At 60.9% G+C, this 16375-nt stretch carries 14 protein-coding genes; 7 read left to right on the forward strand and 7 right to left on the reverse strand.

Going from position 1 to position 16375, the window contains the following annotated elements; all coding sequences use genetic code 11:
• Positions 1–3 precede the first annotated feature (3 nt).
• On the reverse strand, positions 4–615 hold the full coding sequence (locus ACO07N_RS16350; protein WP_421982036.1) for a LysR family transcriptional regulator: 612 nt from the start codon (positions 613–615) through the stop codon (positions 4–6).
• Positions 616–737: 122 nt separating this feature from the next.
• On the opposite strand from ACO07N_RS16350, the gene ACO07N_RS16355 reads away from it, so the two are divergent.
• Complete coding sequence (locus ACO07N_RS16355) at positions 738–1193, forward strand: VOC family protein (RefSeq protein WP_421982037.1); 456 nt, start codon at positions 738–740, stop codon at positions 1191–1193.
• 4 nt (positions 1194–1197) lie between these two features.
• Here the strand turns inward: ACO07N_RS16355 and ACO07N_RS16360 are convergent, their stop codons facing one another.
• On the reverse strand, positions 1198–2115 hold the full coding sequence (locus ACO07N_RS16360) for a LysR family transcriptional regulator (RefSeq protein WP_421982038.1): 918 nt from the start codon (positions 2113–2115) through the stop codon (positions 1198–1200).
• Between the two features lie 84 nt (positions 2116–2199).
• Here ACO07N_RS16360 and ACO07N_RS16365 point away from each other — a divergent pair, with 84 nt between their 5' ends.
• Genes ACO07N_RS16365 through ACO07N_RS16375 form a run of 3 tightly spaced genes read left to right on the forward strand, consistent with a single transcriptional unit; the run spans position 2200 to position 3797 of the window.
• Complete coding sequence (locus ACO07N_RS16365; protein ID WP_421982039.1) at positions 2200–2340, forward strand: hypothetical protein; 141 nt, start codon at positions 2200–2202, stop codon at positions 2338–2340.
• Positions 2341–2342: 2 nt separating this feature from the next.
• On the forward strand, positions 2343–3107 hold the full coding sequence (locus tag ACO07N_RS16370; protein WP_421982040.1) for a class I SAM-dependent methyltransferase: 765 nt from the start codon (positions 2343–2345) through the stop codon (positions 3105–3107).
• A gap of 27 nt (positions 3108–3134) precedes the next feature.
• Entirely contained in the window at positions 3135–3797 is a 663-nt protein-coding gene (locus ACO07N_RS16375) for a class I SAM-dependent methyltransferase (RefSeq protein WP_421982041.1), read from the forward strand.
• 258 nt (positions 3798–4055) lie between these two features.
• Here ACO07N_RS16375 and ACO07N_RS16380 read toward each other — a convergent pair whose 3' ends face one another.
• Entirely contained in the window at positions 4056–4940 is an 885-nt protein-coding gene (locus ACO07N_RS16380) for a LysR substrate-binding domain-containing protein (protein WP_421982042.1), read from the reverse strand.
• Positions 4941–5212: 272 nt separating this feature from the next.
• On the opposite strand from ACO07N_RS16380, the gene katG reads away from it, so the two are divergent.
• Positions 5213–7384 carry a catalase/peroxidase HPI gene (gene katG / locus ACO07N_RS16385; RefSeq protein WP_421982043.1) on the forward strand — a complete coding sequence of 724 codons (2172 nt, stop codon included), beginning with the start codon at positions 5213–5215 and terminating at the stop codon, positions 7382–7384.
• Positions 7385–7444: 60 nt separating this feature from the next.
• On the opposite strand, the gene ACO07N_RS16390 is transcribed toward katG, so the two are convergent.
• Both ACO07N_RS16390 and ACO07N_RS16395 read right to left on the reverse strand, forming a co-directional pair.
• Positions 7445–8761, reverse strand: coding sequence for a hypothetical protein (locus ACO07N_RS16390; RefSeq protein WP_421982044.1), 1317 nt, complete (start codon positions 8759–8761; stop codon positions 7445–7447).
• A complete protein-coding gene (locus ACO07N_RS16395) occupies positions 8758–10800 on the reverse strand; it encodes a hypothetical protein (protein WP_421982045.1) in 2043 nt (680 codons plus the stop codon). Before ACO07N_RS16395 ends, ACO07N_RS16390 begins: the two co-directional genes overlap by 4 nt.
• A 472-nt stretch (positions 10801–11272) precedes the next feature.
• Here ACO07N_RS16395 and fabI point away from each other — a divergent pair, with 472 nt between their 5' ends.
• Positions 11273–12037 (forward strand): enoyl-ACP reductase FabI, encoded by a 765-nt coding sequence (fabI, locus tag ACO07N_RS16400; protein ID WP_421982046.1) that lies wholly within the window; start codon positions 11273–11275, stop codon positions 12035–12037.
• 9 nt (positions 12038–12046) lie between these two features.
• Entirely contained in the window at positions 12047–14662 is a 2616-nt protein-coding gene (locus ACO07N_RS16405) for a DUF3141 domain-containing protein (protein WP_421982047.1), read from the forward strand.
• Between the two features lie 102 nt (positions 14663–14764).
• Here the strand turns inward: ACO07N_RS16405 and ACO07N_RS16410 are convergent, their stop codons facing one another.
• Together ACO07N_RS16410 and ACO07N_RS16415 are read right to left on the reverse strand one after the other, a co-directional pair.
• Complete coding sequence (locus tag ACO07N_RS16410; RefSeq protein WP_421982048.1) at positions 14765–15529, reverse strand: ABC transporter permease; 765 nt, start codon at positions 15527–15529, stop codon at positions 14765–14767.
• Complete coding sequence (locus tag ACO07N_RS16415) at positions 15526–16317, reverse strand: ABC transporter ATP-binding protein (RefSeq protein WP_421982049.1); 792 nt, start codon at positions 16315–16317, stop codon at positions 15526–15528. Before ACO07N_RS16415 ends, ACO07N_RS16410 begins: the two co-directional genes overlap by 4 nt.
• Positions 16318–16375: the final 58 nt, after the last annotated feature.

The following is a 16375-nucleotide window of genomic DNA, read 5'->3' on the forward strand; positions in this document are numbered from 1 at the left end:
GTTTCAGGCGTCCGCAGCCCGGTCCCGCGGCGCGGTCAGGTGCCGGGCCAGATCCTTCAATATGGCCTTCGACTGCGCGCATTCTGCCGTTCCGGGTTTGCAGACAAAATGCAGGTCGGGCCCGCTCTGTGTGTTCGCTATGACCACAAGAGTAAGGTCCCGGTAGGGTCCGCTCTCGGCTCTGATAAGGCAATCGAGCTCGTTGTTCAAAAGCAGATTGATATCCGTGGTTTCGATGCATTCGCGCACGTGGTTGTTCAACGCTTCACCCCGGTGAGGCCAGCTTTCCGGCAGCAGGGACCGGACGGACGGGGAAACACCGATCACGAATTTTCTGCTGTTGATGTCCGGCGCGATCTGTTCGGTCGCGCGGGTCAGGTCGTCGAAAATCCTCGTGATGGCCGGCAAATACGTTTCCCCTGCGTCCGTAAGCAGAAGTCCGTTGGGCAAGCGGCGAAACAGGATGACGCCGAGCGATGCTTCAAGCTTCTTGATCTGCTGGCTGACCGCGCCTGCGGTGACACCCAGTTCACTTGCTGCAGTCTTGAAACTGAGGTGCCGCGCGGCGGCCTCGAAGGCGCGCAGGGTGTTCAAGGACGGAAGTCGGTAGGTCATGTCGTTTGATCCGTGACGGTCTGTGAGACAGAGAAATTCTATCCCTGTGCGTTAGCACATCTGAGTTGAAGGATTGCATCGTCGGCAGCTAATCCAATCCGGGCAACAAAGGAGGTTGGAACATGAATGAACTCAGTGGACTTCGCGCAATCCGAAGCGTTGGTTACGTGATCATCCTGTGTGATGATCTGAACAGAATGAAAGCCTTCTACAAGGATATTTTCAACTTCGAGATCGAAGAACAGGAGGAAGGTCACTGGATCGCGTTCAGGGTGGGAAGCCAGTTCCTGGGGCTCCGGCCGCGCGGTCGATCCTATGACGGTCCGCCGGTTCCGGCTGGGTCCGCCAGCGTGCAGGTCAGTTTCAGGGTGCCGCCGGCGGACGTGGATATTGCCTTTCAGACGTTGCAGGAAAAGGGCGTCGATATCATTGAGCCGCCAACCAATCAGGACTTTCCGCATCGCACCTTGTTCTTCCGGGATCCGGAGAACAACGCGATCGAGATCTTTGCCGACATCCATCCGCGTGAATCAGCAGCTGAATCCTCGGGTGTGCATCGCGTGGTCGCCAGCCACTGAAGTCCTATGGACAATTTGCCTGGCTCTCATGCCGCGCCGCAAGCAGTCCTTCCGCAAGATGGTCGAATACCGTGCGGATCCTGAGGCTGGTGTGCAGCTCGCGATGGGTCACCAGCCAGATCGGGAAACTGACCGCAGGCGCATCTTCAAATGCCGGTACGATTTCCGGGCACCGTGCGGCAATCTCGTCACCGCCGACACCAAGTCCGAACCCGAGACGCACATATTCCCAGGCAACGAGCAGGTTCGGTGAACTGATCTTGATGTTGGCCTGGGTGACGTCTAGCCCAAGCGCGCGCAGGTAGCCGATCAGCTGCTCATTGTCCTCATAGCCCAGGAAATCGAGATCCGGTGCGTCGGCTATCGTCAGCTTGCGCCCGAACCGTTCGAGATAGGAGCGGGCGGCGAAGATCCGCCCGTTCGCATCGCGCAGTTTGCGGGCGTACAGCTCCGGGTGATCCGGCGCGACATGGCGGATGGCAATGTCGGCCTCGCGGCGGCGGAGGTCACTAAGGCTGTTCGTGGATATGACCCTGATCTCGATGCCGGGCGCCTTGCGCCGCAGATCCTTGAAAATGTCCGGCAGGACATAGGCGGCCATGACGTCGGTCGTGGAAATGGTGACCAGCCCCTCGATCTGCTGGGATTGTCCTGACGCGGCTAGGGACACCCGGCTCGCCGCTTCGCCCATGGCACGCACGTGTTCGGCGAGCTCAACTCCCGCTTCCGTCAATATCAGGCTTTTGTTGACCCGCTCGAACAGCGTCACGCCGAGTGTCTCTTCTAGGGCGGCCACCTGCCTACTTAGGGTCGGCTGGGTCAGACCGAGCGCCCGGGCCGCTGCTGAGAGCGAGCCTTCTTCGGCGGTCACGAGAAAAGCGCGCGCCTGGTTCCAGTCAAATGTGATGCTCTGCCAGTTCATGCAAATTTGTATATCACCTAACGAGATTTCGGCAATTTCTATTCAGATGCGTTGGGGGTAACAAGCGCTCGAAAGGAGTTCCCCATGTGTCCGCATTCGTTCGCCGTGGTGCTGTTGAAAATCTGTCTTGCCTGTCTCGACTTCGTGGCCTCGCCCGGCGGTGGCCGCGCGATCGGCCGCGACATTCTCAGTCGGATCGGTCTGCGCGGCGGCCGTGGGGAGTGACCATGACACTTGAACATCACACACCGCAGATCCCGGTTTTCGAGCGCCGGCTCGGTTCCTGGCAGATTGCCGTCAGCCGGGACAGTTTCGGGACCGACCAGTTGCGCGCGGCCTATGACGCCTGTGCGCCGTGCTGGGACCGCAAGATCGGACGGCTCGGCTTTCCCTCCGCATACCGCGACCTGATGGGTCAGGTGGCAGCCGGTTTGAATGAAGGCGACGAGGTACCGGTGAAGGTGCTCGATTGCGGCGTCGGCACCGGCGCCATGTCGCTGGCGCTGGCAAGGGAAATGCCGCGCGCGCTCGACCTGACGGCAGTCGACATTTCGCCGGTCATGCTGCAGGAGGCATCCGCCAACCTCCGGGATGCCGGCATCGGCTGCTGCGCGGATCTCGCCGACATTTCCGCGCTGCCCTACGACAATGACAGCTTTGATTTCGTGATGTGCGCGCACGCGCTTGAACATCTCGCAAAGCCCGAAACGGCGCTTGCGGAAATGTGCCGGGTTCTGAAACCCGGCGGCAGGCTTCTGCTGGTGACAACCCGCAAATCGCTCCTTGGAACCTTCGTCCAGTTGAAGTGGCGGACGCACCGGTTCGACGCGGCGATGGTGCAGCGGCAGCTGCGGCAGCGCGGCCTGGATCAATTGATGACGCTGCAGGTTGGTGCGGGACGCTGGACCCGTTTCTGGAGCACGGCCGTCGTCGGCCGCAAGCCTGCCGATAGAGAAAATAGCGCGCCCGGCATCGCGATGGCCGCAGCCTGACGCCCGACATGATAGGAAAGAAAGACCATGACCATCACCTGGACCAATGACATGACACCCTCGACCCGGTTCTGGGACAAGATCTCCGACAAATATGCAGCCTCGCCGATCAAGGATCAGGGGGCCTACGAAAAGACGCTCGCGCGTACCGTGGAGCATCTGGGGCCAACGGACGACGTTCTCGAACTCGGCTGCGGAACCGGCTCGACGGCGCTTCTTCTGGCCGGCAACGTGTCGTCGTATCTGGCAACGGACTTCGCGCCTGGCATGATCCGCATCGCCGACGACAAGCTTGCCGCGGCAACAGAGGAAAACAAAGTTCCGGCCGGGCTCCGCTTTGCGGTTGCCGACGCCTTCAGTGAAGCGGTCGACAACGGCAAGGGCTATGACGCCATCCTCGGCTTCAACTTTCTGCACCTGGTGGAAAATCCCGAAGACCTGCTTGCCCGCGTCCATGGCCTCCTGAAGCCGGGCGGCCTCTTTATTTCAAAAACCGTCTGCCTCGGCGACAAGGCCTGGCTGTTCGTGCCGATGATCAAGGTGATGCAACTTTTCGGCAAGGCCCCGTTCGTGCGCTCCTATACCTTTGCCGCGGTCGAGGACATGATCGGCAGCGCCGGTTTCGACATCATTGAAACCGGCACCTATCCGGAACCGCGCAGCCGCTTTGTCGTTGCCAGGAAGATCTAGGCGACGGTATCTCGCCCGGATGGCGGCCGCGATGCCTCCAACCACCATCGTCACCCCGGGCGAACAGCGTGAGACGCGGAGCCGGGGAAGCTTCGGCCTGGGGGACGGCACGTTCAATAATCGCTAACGCTTGTGGCTCCCCGATCCCGGCTCGCGCTGCGCTTGGCCGGGATGACGGTGGAGGGGCAGGCGCACATCTGCAGGAAATCGTCCGGTTTCCAAAGATTTGCAACGACGTTGTCGGGCAAATTCACCGCATTAGCAGCAGGTCCGGACGATCTCCGCGATTTCGCCAAGCTGACTCGCCAGCGGGCTGGATTTGCGCCAGACCATGCCGACGGTCCTTGTCGGTTCGGGGTTTTCGAAACGGCACACGGAGACGGATGCCGAACGGGTTTCGACCGGAACGGCCATTTCCGGAATGAGCGTCACCCCCATCCCGGCGCTGACCATCTGGACCAGCGTGGACAGGGAACTGGCATCCAGCACTTCACGCGGCGGGCCGGACGGAAGATTGCAGAAGGACAGGGCCTGGTCGCGAAAGCAATGACCTTCCTCAAGCAGCAGAAGCCGCATTTCCCGCAGCCTGTCGGCGCTGGGCATGGGCGCGTCCGCATCGCTGGCCGAGCGGACCAGCATGAAGGCTTCGCTGAACAGGGGGATCTCCGCGAGAGATCCTTCGGAAACGGGCAGGGCGACGATTGCCGTGTCCAGCTTGCTCTCGCCGAGTTCCTGAATGAGCTTGGGGGTCACGGTTTCACGGACGTGGATCTCAAGCTCGGGATGCTGATCGGACAAGGCCCCGATGACGCGCGGAAGCAGGTAGGGCGCGATCGTCGGGATCACGCCAATGCGCAGCCGCCCGACAAGCCGGTCGCGCGAGGCCCGGGCCAGATCGCCGAGTTCTTCCGCGGCGCGCAGGATGTCGCGGGCGCGCTCGACCGCGACTTCACCGAAATGCGTCAGCCTGACCTGCCGGGGGCCGCGTTCGATCAGGGGCGCACCGAGCGCTTCCTCCATTTCCTTGATCTGCATCGACAGGGCCGGTTGCGAAATCGCGCAGGCATCCGCCGCTTTGCCGAAGTGCCCGTGACGGGCCAGGGCTTCAAAATAACGGAGTTGTTTCAGCGTGATATTTATCATAAGAAAATCCTATCAAAGCGATCAGTAAATTCAACTTCTTCTGATCGATAGGCTCTGCTAGTTTAGAATCACACCAGACTGGAAACGCGTGATCTGCACCTTAAATGTAGTCACACGGAACGGCCTGGTAACAGATCACGGAGTTCTCCGGCCACCTGCAAGCATCTGGATAGTCAGCGCGCTCAAAGAAGCGCGAACTGTCAAAATGCTGTCACCGGATCGGAGTTGTGTAAGCGCGGTGCGTCGCACCGGGACTCGAATTGGAGAGGAATATGGACGCAAAAGTCGACAAAGCGGGTGGATGCCCGGTCATGCACGGCGGTAACACGTCGATGGACAAGCCGGTTACGAAATGGTGGCCGAATGCGCTCAACCTCGACATTCTGCACCAGCACGGTGCCCGGACCAACCCGATGGATCCGGACTTCAACTTCCGCGAAGCCGCGAAGGGCCTGGATCATGAAGCGGTCAAGGCCGACGTCCGCGCCCTGATGACCGACAGTCAGGACTGGTGGCCGGCTGACTGGGGTCACTACGGCGGGCTCATGATTCGCCTGGCATGGCACTCGGCGGGCTCCTACCGGATGCAGGACGGCCGTGGTGGCGCCGGCTCCGGCAACATCCGCTTCGCGCCGCTCAACTCCTGGCCGGACAATGCCAGCCTCGACAAGGCACGCCGTCTGCTCTGGCCGGTGAAGAAGAAATACGGCAACGCCCTGTCCTGGGCCGACCTCATCATCCTGGCCGGCAACATGGCCTACGAGACCATGGGCTTCAAGACCTTCGGCTTCGGTTTCGGCCGCGAGGACATCTGGGGCCCGGAGACAGACGTCTACTGGGGATCCGAGCAGGAATGGCTGGCGCCGTCCGAAAACCGCTATGACGATCTGGACGATGCGTCGACGCTGGAAAACCCGCTCGCAGCCGTTCACATGGGCCTGATCTACGTGAACCCGGAAGGGGTCAACGGCAATCCGGATCCGGTCAAGACCGGCGCGCATATCCGCGAAACCTTCAGGCGCATGGCCATGAACGACGAGGAAACGGCCGCGCTCACCTGCGGCGGCCACACCGTCGGCAAGGCGCATGGCCGCGGTGCCGTCGACAAGATCGGTGTCGAGCCTGAAGCGACCGGCGTTGAAGCACAGGGTCTCGGCTGGTCCAACCCCGGCCAGGACGGCAAGGCGACCAATGCCTTCACCTCCGGTATCGAAGGCGCCTGGACGAAAGAGCCGACCAAGTTCGACATGGGCTATTTCGACTACCTGTTCAACTATGAATGGGAACTGACGAAGTCTCCGGCAGGCGCATGGCAGTGGAAACCGGTCGACATGCCGGAAGGCGAGAAACCGGTCGACGCGACCGACCCGTCCATCCGTCACGACCCGATGATGACCGATGCCGACATGGCCATGAAAATGGACCCGGTCTATAACGAGATCTGCCGCAAGTTCATGGAAGACGAAGCCTACTTCCGTGACACCTTTGCCCGCGCCTGGTTCAAGCTGACCCACCGCGACATGGGGCCGCGCGCCAACTATCTCGGACCGGACGTCCCTGCTGAAGACCTGATCTGGCAGGATCCGATCCCGGCGGGATCGACTTCCTACGACGTCGATGCGGTCAAGGCGAAGATTGCCGCAAGCGGTCTCTCCGCTGCTGACATGATCGCCACCGCCTGGGACAGCGCCCGCACGTTCCGCGGCTCCGACAAGCGCGGTGGTGCCAACGGTGCCCGCATCCGGCTTGCTCCGCAGAAGGACTGGGAAGGCAACGAACCGGCACGGCTCGCCAAGGTGCTCGCTGCCCTTGAGCCGATCGCGGCGGAAAGCGGTGCTTCGCTTGCCGATGTCATCGTTCTGGCCGGCAATGTCGGTGTCGAGCAGGCCATCAAGGCCGCCGGCTTCGACACAGCTGTCCCGTTCAGCGGGGGGCGTGGTGACGCGACCGACGCGCAGACCGACGCGGAAAGCTTCGAGGTCCTGGAACCGCTTGCGGACGGTTTCCGCAACTGGGAAAAGAAAGACTACGCGGTCAGCCCTGAAGAAATGATGCTCGACCGGGCGCAGCTGCTCGGATTGACTGCACAGGAAATGACGGTTCTCGTCGGCGGCCTGCGCGTCATCGGTGCGAACCACGGCGGCTCCAAGCACGGTGTCTTCACCGACCGCGAAGGTGCATTGACGACGGATTTCTTCGTCAACCTGACCGACATGTCCAACAGCTGGCTGCCGGCGTCCAACGGAACCTACGAAATCCGGGACCGCCAGCTGAACACGCTGAAATGGACGGCGACCAGCGCAGACCTCGTCTTCGGCTCCAACTCGATCCTGCGTGCCTATGCAGAGGTTTACGCCCAGGACGACAACCAGGCCAAGTTCGTCAAGGACTTCGTTGCCGCCTGGACCAAGGTCATGAACGCGGACCGTTTCGATCTGGCGTAAGACCCCGCACTGAAATGCATGCGAATGAAGGCCGGCCCCGCGATTGCGGGGCCGGCTTTTTCAGTTCTGAGCTGTCTCGTCTGACTGTTCGTCTTCGGCGCCTTCCACCACGATGGTCCCGGCGGGAATGCTGTTGATCCGGAAGAGCGTGTTGAGAAAGTCGGACATCTGGGTGTCCGGGAAATGGCCGGCGAACAGGCGCTCGATCGTGCCGTCCTGAAACATGCTGTAAAGGGCGAGATCGATTTTTTCCGGCAAGCCCGGATGTTCTCTCGATGAAATGACGAAAGCGTAGGGCTCGTAGCGGCCGGTGCCCGACGGCGCCGGATCCATCGCGCATTCCGTCCGGGTCTGGTTGCGCTGGTCCGCAAGCGAGGCCTGCACGATGTCGAGATCGCCATAGTAGCGGGACAGGTTTCCGTTGCAGAACGCCCGCGCCGCCGCCGTATGCGAGGTGTAGCTGCGCGAACAGACGATCTTGGCTCCGATCCGGTTCCTGGGCGGCTTGCTCAGCAGCGTATTGAGCGCATCGCCGATCGTCGAGCCTTCCACATACCCCCAGATTTCATAGTCCTTGGGCCCTTCGGTCTTGACCTGCTGGGGTGTTGCCGGAACGAACTGAAACTCGATCTTGAACCGGTCCCAGAAACTTGCCTGTTTGGTCTGGGGCTCTCCTTCGGTACCGGTTGCGTCACCGTCCGCGGAAGTGTCGGCCTGTTCTTCTGTCTTCTCCGGCCACCAGGGGGTCTTGCAACTGTGCGCGGGAGACGGTTCGCCGCGTGCCGTAGCGCCGAGATGGTCAATCCAGGGAAGGATGCAGTCGCATGTCGGTTCCGGCCCGTCTTCCGGCAATTTGCCTTCGTTCTTGGTGATGTCCTTGCCCTGCTTGGACTTCACGAAGGAGCTGTTGGCGACAAAGACGATCTGCGAAAAATGAAGGACGGGCGTCTTCTCTTCGATCGGAAAGCTGCGCATGCGCTGAAGCGTGATCGTGGTCGGGTCACACAGAAAATCAATTTCGGTAGACGCGGGCTTCGCTTGGCGGCCAGCGGGCGGTGCGCCTTCCAGAGATGCGACTTTGGCTGGTGCTTTCCGGCCATCGTCCGGACCGGTCCGGCCGGTATTGAGAATGGATATTCGCTCGGCCGAGGTGATTTCGACAGTCTCAACCTGATAGCCTGCACGGTAGATCGCCTCCGTACAGATGTCCCAGTAAAAACCCAGAAATTCGTCCGAGGCAGTGTTCTTCCAAATGAAGGGGCGGGTATCCGTCCGGACGGCCATCTTGATGGGCGCAGCGTGTTCGTCTGCGGATGCTGTCCAGGTGACAGCGAAAGCCTGCACGAAAACCAGGTAAAGACAAATCATCCATTTCATGACGACGCTGCCGATCTGGACTTCGTCGACGTCTGGCCGACAAGCGGCCCTGATTTCGTGCTCACCCCTGATTGCCGCCTGCGCTGGTTCTGGAGTGCCTCGGCGACGCAGAAGACCACCAGGAAACCGAGTATCGCTGAATAAATCGCCGCGTAGGCGATCAGGCCGTGGTCGATCGCGTCGAGTTGCGGTTGCTCTGCCGACCGGTTGAGCGCAGACGCCCAGGATGTGAGGAAGCGGGTGGCGCCGCCGCACAGCCCCATGAGGATTGCTGCCCGGATCGCCCAGCCCCGGCTCCAGGCCATTGTCTTTTGCGACACTTCGGCTCGGGACAGAGTCGCGGCGGCATCCAGCAGGACGACGAGGATCAGGGCAAGGACTGCCCCTCTCAGAGGCGTCGGTGCATTGTATTCGAATGATGCCTGCAGCGTTGCCCAGACGGTGCGCTGGTTTTCTTCCCAGCCGCCCGATTCAATGGCCGAGCGCCAGAGAACCAGGCCAATGATGAAGAGTGTCGCAACAGCCCAGGAAACGAAGACAAGCGCGGCGGCTTGCGGAAGTCGCTTCGTCCAATGCGCCTGTGACATGTTCCGCCAGCGGTGGGTCTGGCGCGCGCCGTCGCGCAACGCCAGGGCGATGATGATCGGAACGCAGAAGCTGTTGAACGAGGTGGTGGCATATCCGAGCGCGCGCCAGTAGGGGCTCCCGGCGGAGCCGCTTTGCAGCGCGGTTTCATAGGGACCGGGAAAGACGCTCCAGGCAAGCGCGAGCGAGACCGTGATGCCAGCGGACCAAAGGATAGTCAGCATCGCATGTGAGCGGGCGTGAACGGGACCCGCATGCTCATTGAACAGATCGCTCAAAAAGGCCTCGAGCTTCTTCTTCGCAAGGATCTGTTGCCTGACCGAACTGGTGGCGTTTTTCTCGAGCCGTTGAGCGCCTGAATCCGGGATGATGATTTCGTGCTCGACATAGAGCGCCAGCAAGATGCAGAGGTCGTCGGCGAGGTGATCGGCTTCTTCGGCCAGCCGTTCCCAGCTGGCGCGTTTCTTCTCGGTGGCCGCCGGGTTTTCTCCTGAACCGTTTCCTTCATGGGGAGCTTCGGCTTCTGCTGTCGCATCGGCCTTCTCCGAGACCACGGCAGTTTCACCTGCCTGGTAGCTCGATTTTTCGTCGAGCTCCAGCAGGAGGACGTCCCGGCGCCGTGTCAGGGCGGCTTCAAGCTTGTCGAATTCCTCGCGCTGGCTGGCATTCGCCAGCTTGAGTTTCCGGTCCAGGATCCACGAGGAAATGGAAAAAATGAGGTCAAGATCCTCGTGAAAATCCTGAGGATCGGCCAGTTGCCCGCCGGCAGCCTGCGAATAGTGCCGGATGCGCTCCCAATGACCGCGCGGGATCAGCAGGCTGTTTTTCGGAATGTCGTTGTCTTCGTCACCTTCATCACGGAGCTGGATCGAGTTGCGCTGAAGATCCTCGCCCGCACCGATGACGCGCGTCGGAATGCCTGCGAGCCGGTGCGCTGCACTGCGCATCCAGTCTTCGAAACGCTGCAGGACCGGGAAGGTCGGTGCGAGGCCGACGATGATGAGAGCGATCGTGAGCGAGATGGACGGGTCTATGCCGATGTCGAGAAAATTCCGTTTTTCGGCTGGGCCTGTCTCGCTCGACAGCGGCTGGGCCCAGAAAACGCTCTCGTTGTTGCTGAGCGGCACGAAACCGACCGTGGAACCGGCCGCTTCCTCGGTCGGTGCGGTCGGCAGCTGGCTGGCGCCGACCGTATCGGCAAGGATGTCCGGTCCCCCGAGATAGGGGATGACCTCTGCGTAGGCGCACAGGAAGAAGTAGATGAGCAGCATTGTCAGCGCGTAGAACGTATACGCGTGAAAAACCGTCTTGCGCGCCCGGAGCTTGTCGGGCGTCAGCAGGTCGACAAGGCGTTCGAGTTGCCTGCGGCTGCCATAAGTCGCCTTGTTGAAACGCTCGTAGGAAAAAACGCCGATGATCAGCGCGCCGAATAGCAGGGCGACGAGGTCGGGCATGTCCGGTGCCAGTCTAGACTTGCCGTGTTACCGGCAATACTGCGTTGCCGGGTTACACGCTGTTTGTGCAAAGCCTGGTGCAGAACTGCCGGACAATAGCAGAAGGACAATCAAAACTTTCTTCATGACGCGGTCCTCAAGATCTAATATATTTTTCTGTTTAATTAACACAGATTGAGTTGAAATCACAACATAACCATAATTTAAGATGAGCCTTTTTTCCAAAATAACAAGGCTTTAATTATTTTCAAATTGAAGTTGTATGCAGGTTGTATTGCTTAAATTGACCTAAAGTAAGTAAATTTCGCGAGGAGATTGCCTGCGCACAATCACCTATTTTGCGGAAAGTCATTGTGTCGTCACAGTGATCATGTTGCAGTGCGAAGAGTTTCAGGTTGCGGCCGAAATGACGGGAGGGCTCGCCCGGCTTCAGGCCGGTTCCAGTCTGTTTTGACGTCAGGAGCTGACAGTCATGTTTGATTTGACGGGGTTCAAGGCCCTTGTGGTTGGCGTCGCCAACGACCAGTCCATCGCGTATGGCTGTGCGAAAGCCTTTCGTGAGCAGGGGGCCGACCTCGCGGTCACCTATCTCAATGAAAAGGCGGAGCCCTATGTTCGCCCGCTCGCAGAAGAGCTTGGCGCGGACATCATCGCACCGCTCGACGTGCGCGATGAAGGCGAAGCGGATGCCCTCTTCGCCGCGATCGATGAGAAATGGGGCAAGCTCGACACACTGCTGCATTCCATCGCCTTTTCGAAGAAGGAAGACCTACATGGCCGTGTCGTGGATTGCTCCGCGGACGGGTTTTCCCTGGCGATGGACATATCCGTCCACTCGTTCCTGCGGCTCATACGCAGGGCCGAGCCCCTGATGCCGCAAGGGGGAACCTGCATGACGGTCTCGTTCATGGGCGCGCAGAAAGTGGTCGAGAACTACGGGGTCATGGGGCCGGTCAAGGCGGCTCTCGAGGCCGCGACCCGCTACGCCGCGGCCGAGATGGGGCCGAGGGGGATTTCGGTGCATGCGCTGTCTCCCGGACCCTTGAGGACACGTGCGGCATCCGGGATCGCGGAGTTCGACGAGCTTCTGAATGACGCCGCCGAGCGTGCGCCTACACATCACCTTGCAACGATCGACGATGTCGGGGCCTATGCCGCGTTTCTTGCGAGCCGTGAAGCCTTCAACGTCACGGGCGGCATTCACTTCATCGACGGCGGCTACAGCATTGTTGGATAGGAGGTCCTGATGAAGGACATTTTCGACGCGCTCGAAAAGGGCCACAACGAGTTTCTGCATTCCCTGGAAGATGCGACGGCCTGGTCACCTTCGCAGCGCATCACCGCATGGCAGGCCCAGGCGGCCGAGATGTCGAACATGGCGGAATTGATGGGACGCGGCCTCACCAAGCATCTGACCCACATCACGGATGTGCACAAGCAGCGCTGGCAGGACAGCCTGACGGCCTATGGCAAGGCGTTCGAAGACCTGACGCAGGCCCAGGCGCAAGGAGCGCTCTACAACGCTTTTGAGAGTTACTGGAAGGATGCGGCTCAGCGAGTCGTGCTCACGATGGACACGTTGCGCCAGCGTGGCGACAATTTCATCGAGCACGAGGAGGCAGGCTGCCCGCCGGTCCTGATCTATGACTATGATCTGGTTTTGGACGGCGCGGATCTGCCGCATCCCTGCTGCTACATGCTGCTGAAGATCAGGCCGCCTGAAAACACGCCCTGCCGCGATCCCAAGCCCTGGAAGCGCCCCTATATCATCATCGATCCGCGCGCCGGACACGGTGCGGGCATCGGCGGTTTCAAGCCGGACAGTCAGGTCGGGGTCGCCCTTCGCGACGGTCACCCCGTCTATTTTGTCGCCTTCAAGCGCATGCCGGAAAAGGGCCAGACGCTGGCCGACGTCACGCGCGCCGAGGCCGCGTTCGTGCGCAAGGTGAAGGAATTGCATCCCGAGGCCCCCAACCCGGTGGTTACCGGAAACTGTCAGGGAGGCTGGGCAACGCTGCTGCTCGCCGCGACCAACCCGGATCTCACCGGCCCGATCATTCTCAACGGCGCGCCGGTTTCGACCTGGGCGGGGCGGGTCGGCGAAAACCCGATGCGCTACAATGGCGGCATTCTGGGCGGAACCTACAACGCCATGTTCTACTCCGACCTTGGGCACGGCGTGTTTGACGGTGCGGACATTGTCCAGAATTTCGAGCTTCTCAATCCGGCGAGAAACTATTTCGGCAAGTATTACGACCTATATGCCAAGGTCGACACGGAGCCGCATCGCTTCCTCGAATTCGAGCGCTGGTGGGGCGGCTATTTCCTGCTGAACGAGGCGGAAATGAAGTGGATCGTCGAACAGCTTTTCGTCGGCAACCGGCTGTCCAAGAACGAAGCGCAGCTCGAGCCGGGCCGGAATGTCGATATCAAGCAGATCCGAGCGCCCATTATCGTTTTTGCCAGCTTCGGCGACAACATCACCCCGCCGCAGCAGGCGCTGAACTGGATCCTCGACACCTACGCGGACGAGCGGGAAATCGCGATCCGCGGCCAGCGGATCATCTACATGGTTCATGACCAGGTCGGTCACCTCGGCATTTTCGTGTCCTCCAAGATTGCCAAGAAGGAGCACACGGAAGTGACCTCGACGCTGAAGACCATCGAGGCGCTGCCGCCGGGTCTCTACGAGATGACGATCGACGACTACGAGGGCGAATTGCTCGACCGCCAGTTCACCGTCAGTTTCCACGAACGGGGCATGGATGACCTGCGCGCGCTCGATGATGGCCGCGAAGACGAGATTCCGTTTGCCGCGGTCGCAAGGGCGTCCGAACAGCAGGCCGAGTTCTACGACGTGTGCGTTCGCCCGTTCGTTCAGGCGGGTGTAACCGAGCAGAGCGCGGATTTGCGGCGGCGCACCCATCCCCTGCGGCTGCAGCGGGAGCTCCTTTCCAGCATGAACCCGTTCTTGAGCGCGCTCCCGGGTTGGGCCGAAAAAGCGAAGGCCGAGCGTGAACCGGTTGCATCCGACAATCCCTTTGTGGAACTGGAACGGGTCAACGCGGCGATGATCGAGCAATCCATGGATCTGTTCCGGGACCTGCGCGACACAATGTATGAGAACCTGTTCTATACCATCTGGGGATCGCCCTACATGCGCTGGTTCGGACGAACGAAGCAGCCGGGCCGTACGCTCAAGCATGCGGACGAACTGCGCAGCCTGCCGCCGGTCCAGGCCGCCCTGATGCATGTCGAGGAGGGCGGCTTCCGCGAGGCGGTTGTCCGGATGCTGATCCTGCTCGCCGAGAGCCGTGGCAATGTGCGCCGGGACAGGCTGGAACGGTCGTCGCGTGTCCTCACCCAGGACGAACCCTTCAGGTCGCTTACACCGGACGAGCGCAGTTTCATGCTCCAGGAGCAGACGCTGATCGTCGAATTTGCGCCGGAGCGCGCCTTGTCGTCGTTGCCGAAGCTTCTGAAGTCGAAGGAGGAGCGCGAGCTTGCGGCGAAGGTCGTGCGTTACATCCCGGGCGATATCGACGAGATGACGCCGCACACGCTCGAAATGCTTCAGAGTTTTCACAAGGTGCTCGGACTGCCGCCTGCGACCGGCAACATCACCGAAGACCCGCTGGCAGATAGCACCGCTCCGGCGAAGGCGGACGCCGGGCAGGCTGTAACTGAGACGCCGGTCAGGAAACCTGCAGCCGCTGCGGCAAAGACGCCGACGGCGCATAAGGCATCACCGCGCAAATCGGCGGCACGAAAAGCTACCTCGCGCAAGGCGGCTGCTTCCAAGCCGGCCGCCGGCCGCAAACGAGGCACGTCTGCGCGCAAGTCCGAAGAACCTGCCGAATAGAAGCGGAAGCCAAAAAAGGGCGTCCGGGCCTCTCGGACGCCCCTCCAGAGCCCCCTTGGCAGTCCCCCGGGAACAGGCTCTGAAATCGATCAGGCTCTAGGGTCAGGACCTGTTGCCGCGGTGCGCCCAGCCGGTCATCCGGAGTTCCAGCCAGGCCATGATCGCATACATCACGATGCCAAGCACCGCGAGCGCGACAAGTCCTGCCCACACGAGCGGAACGTTGAACTGCGATTGTGCCGCGAGCATCATGTGCCCGATGCCGGAGTTTGCGGCCACGGTTTCCGATATCACCGAGCCGACGAAGGCAAGCGTTATCGCCACTTTCAGCGAGCCGAAGAAATAGGGCATCGACCGCGGAATGCCGACTTTCAGCATGATGTCCAGCTTCTTGGCGCCGAGCGCGCGCAGGACGTCTTCCATTTCCGGTTCGATGGTCGCAAGACCCGTGGCGACATTCACAACGATCGGGAAGAACGCGATCAGGAACGCGGTCAGCACGGCCGGAATGGTGCCGATGCCGAACCAGATCACCAGGATCGGAACGACCGCGACCTTCGGAATGGAGTTGAAGCCGATCATCAGCGGGTAGAGACCGGCATAGATCGCACGGCTCCAGCCGATGGCAAGGCCAAGCGCAAGTCCACCGACGACGGCGAGAAGAAAGCCGGCAACGGTGGTGAACAGCGTCTGCACGGAATTCTTCCAGATCGGCGACCAGTATTTCACGATCGCGGCCCAGATGTCCGTCGGCGCCGGAAGAATGAAGACCGGCAGATCGAAAATCTTGACCGCCAGCTCCCAGACCAGGAACAGTCCGATCGTCCAGAGCCAAGGGGCGAGAGCGATCCAGCGCGAAGAGGTCATGCTGCTACCCTCGCTTCCGCGATCAGCGCCCTCAGGTCGTGAACGATATCGTTGAAAGCCGCCTCGTAGATCAGGTCGATCGGCCGGGGCCGGGGGAAGGAGACTTCCCGCCGCTCGATGATCTTGCCCGGTCGCGCACTCATGACGAAAACGGTGTCTGCAAGATAAACGGCTTCTCTGAGATCGTGCGTGACGAGGATGACCGTGAAGCTCTTTTCCGCATGCAGGTCGCGCATGACCTGCCAGAGTTCCTCGCGCGTGAAGGCGTCCAGCGCGCCGAATGGCTCGTCGAGCATCAGCAAGGCCGGATCGTGAATGAGCGCGCGGCAGAGGTTTGCGCGCTGCTGCATTCCACCGGATAGCTGCCAGGGAAATTTCTCTCCGAAGCCGCCGAGGCCGACGAGCTTGAGCAGTTCTTCCGCTTTTGCCGTATAGGCCGCTTTCTCGCGCCTCAGGTTGGCGCGGTGCGGCTGGACGATCTCCAGCGGCAGCATCACGTTGGAAATCGTGCTGCGCCAGGGCAGCATCGACGGGTTCTGGAAGGCCATGCCCGCAATGGAGACCGGTCCCGACACCTCCTGATGGGCAACTTCGACGGTTCCTTCCTGCGGGTTGATCAGCCCGGTAGCGAGTTTCATGAGCGTTGATTTTCCGCAGCCCGACGGGCCGACGACGGCCGCGAACTCACCTTCTTGGATGCTCATGTCCAATCCGTCGAGGGCAAGGGTCGCATCGGCTGCCTGGCCGTAGGACAGGCGCACGTTTCTGAGGTCTACAAATCCGGTCAAGACAAGGTCCGAAACAGGGCTCCTGCGATCATCGTGCTGACCGCAGGAACGATTGATT

It is taken from the genome of Roseibium sp., assembly GCF_965229775.1.
Taxonomy (GTDB): domain Bacteria; phylum Pseudomonadota; class Alphaproteobacteria; order Rhizobiales; family Stappiaceae; genus Roseibium.

Excerpts from the sequence above, each read along its gene's own strand:
- ACO07N_RS16350 (WP_421982036.1), bottom strand. The coding sequence starts at position 615 with ATGACCTACCGACTTCCGTCCTTGAACACCCTGCGCGCCTTCGAGGCC.
- ACO07N_RS16355 (WP_421982037.1), top strand. The coding sequence starts at position 738 with ATGAATGAACTCAGTGGACTTCGCGCAATCCGAAGCGTTGGTTACGTG.
- ACO07N_RS16360 (WP_421982038.1), bottom strand. The coding sequence starts at position 2,115 with ATGAACTGGCAGAGCATCACATTTGACTGGAACCAGGCGCGCGCTTTT.
- ACO07N_RS16365 (WP_421982039.1), top strand. The coding sequence starts at position 2,200 with ATGTGTCCGCATTCGTTCGCCGTGGTGCTGTTGAAAATCTGTCTTGCC.
- ACO07N_RS16370 (WP_421982040.1), top strand. The coding sequence starts at position 2,343 with ATGACACTTGAACATCACACACCGCAGATCCCGGTTTTCGAGCGCCGG.
- ACO07N_RS16375 (WP_421982041.1), top strand. The coding sequence starts at position 3,135 with ATGACCATCACCTGGACCAATGACATGACACCCTCGACCCGGTTCTGG.
- ACO07N_RS16380 (WP_421982042.1), bottom strand. The coding sequence starts at position 4,940 with ATGATAAATATCACGCTGAAACAACTCCGTTATTTTGAAGCCCTGGCC.
- katG (WP_421982043.1), top strand. The coding sequence starts at position 5,213 with ATGGACGCAAAAGTCGACAAAGCGGGTGGATGCCCGGTCATGCACGGC.
- ACO07N_RS16390 (WP_421982044.1), bottom strand. The coding sequence starts at position 8,761 with ATGAAATGGATGATTTGTCTTTACCTGGTTTTCGTGCAGGCTTTCGCT.
- ACO07N_RS16395 (WP_421982045.1), bottom strand. The coding sequence starts at position 10,800 with ATGCCCGACCTCGTCGCCCTGCTATTCGGCGCGCTGATCATCGGCGTT.
- fabI (WP_421982046.1), top strand. The coding sequence starts at position 11,273 with ATGTTTGATTTGACGGGGTTCAAGGCCCTTGTGGTTGGCGTCGCCAAC.
- ACO07N_RS16405 (WP_421982047.1), top strand. The coding sequence starts at position 12,047 with ATGAAGGACATTTTCGACGCGCTCGAAAAGGGCCACAACGAGTTTCTG.
- ACO07N_RS16410 (WP_421982048.1), bottom strand. The coding sequence starts at position 15,529 with ATGACCTCTTCGCGCTGGATCGCTCTCGCCCCTTGGCTCTGGACGATC.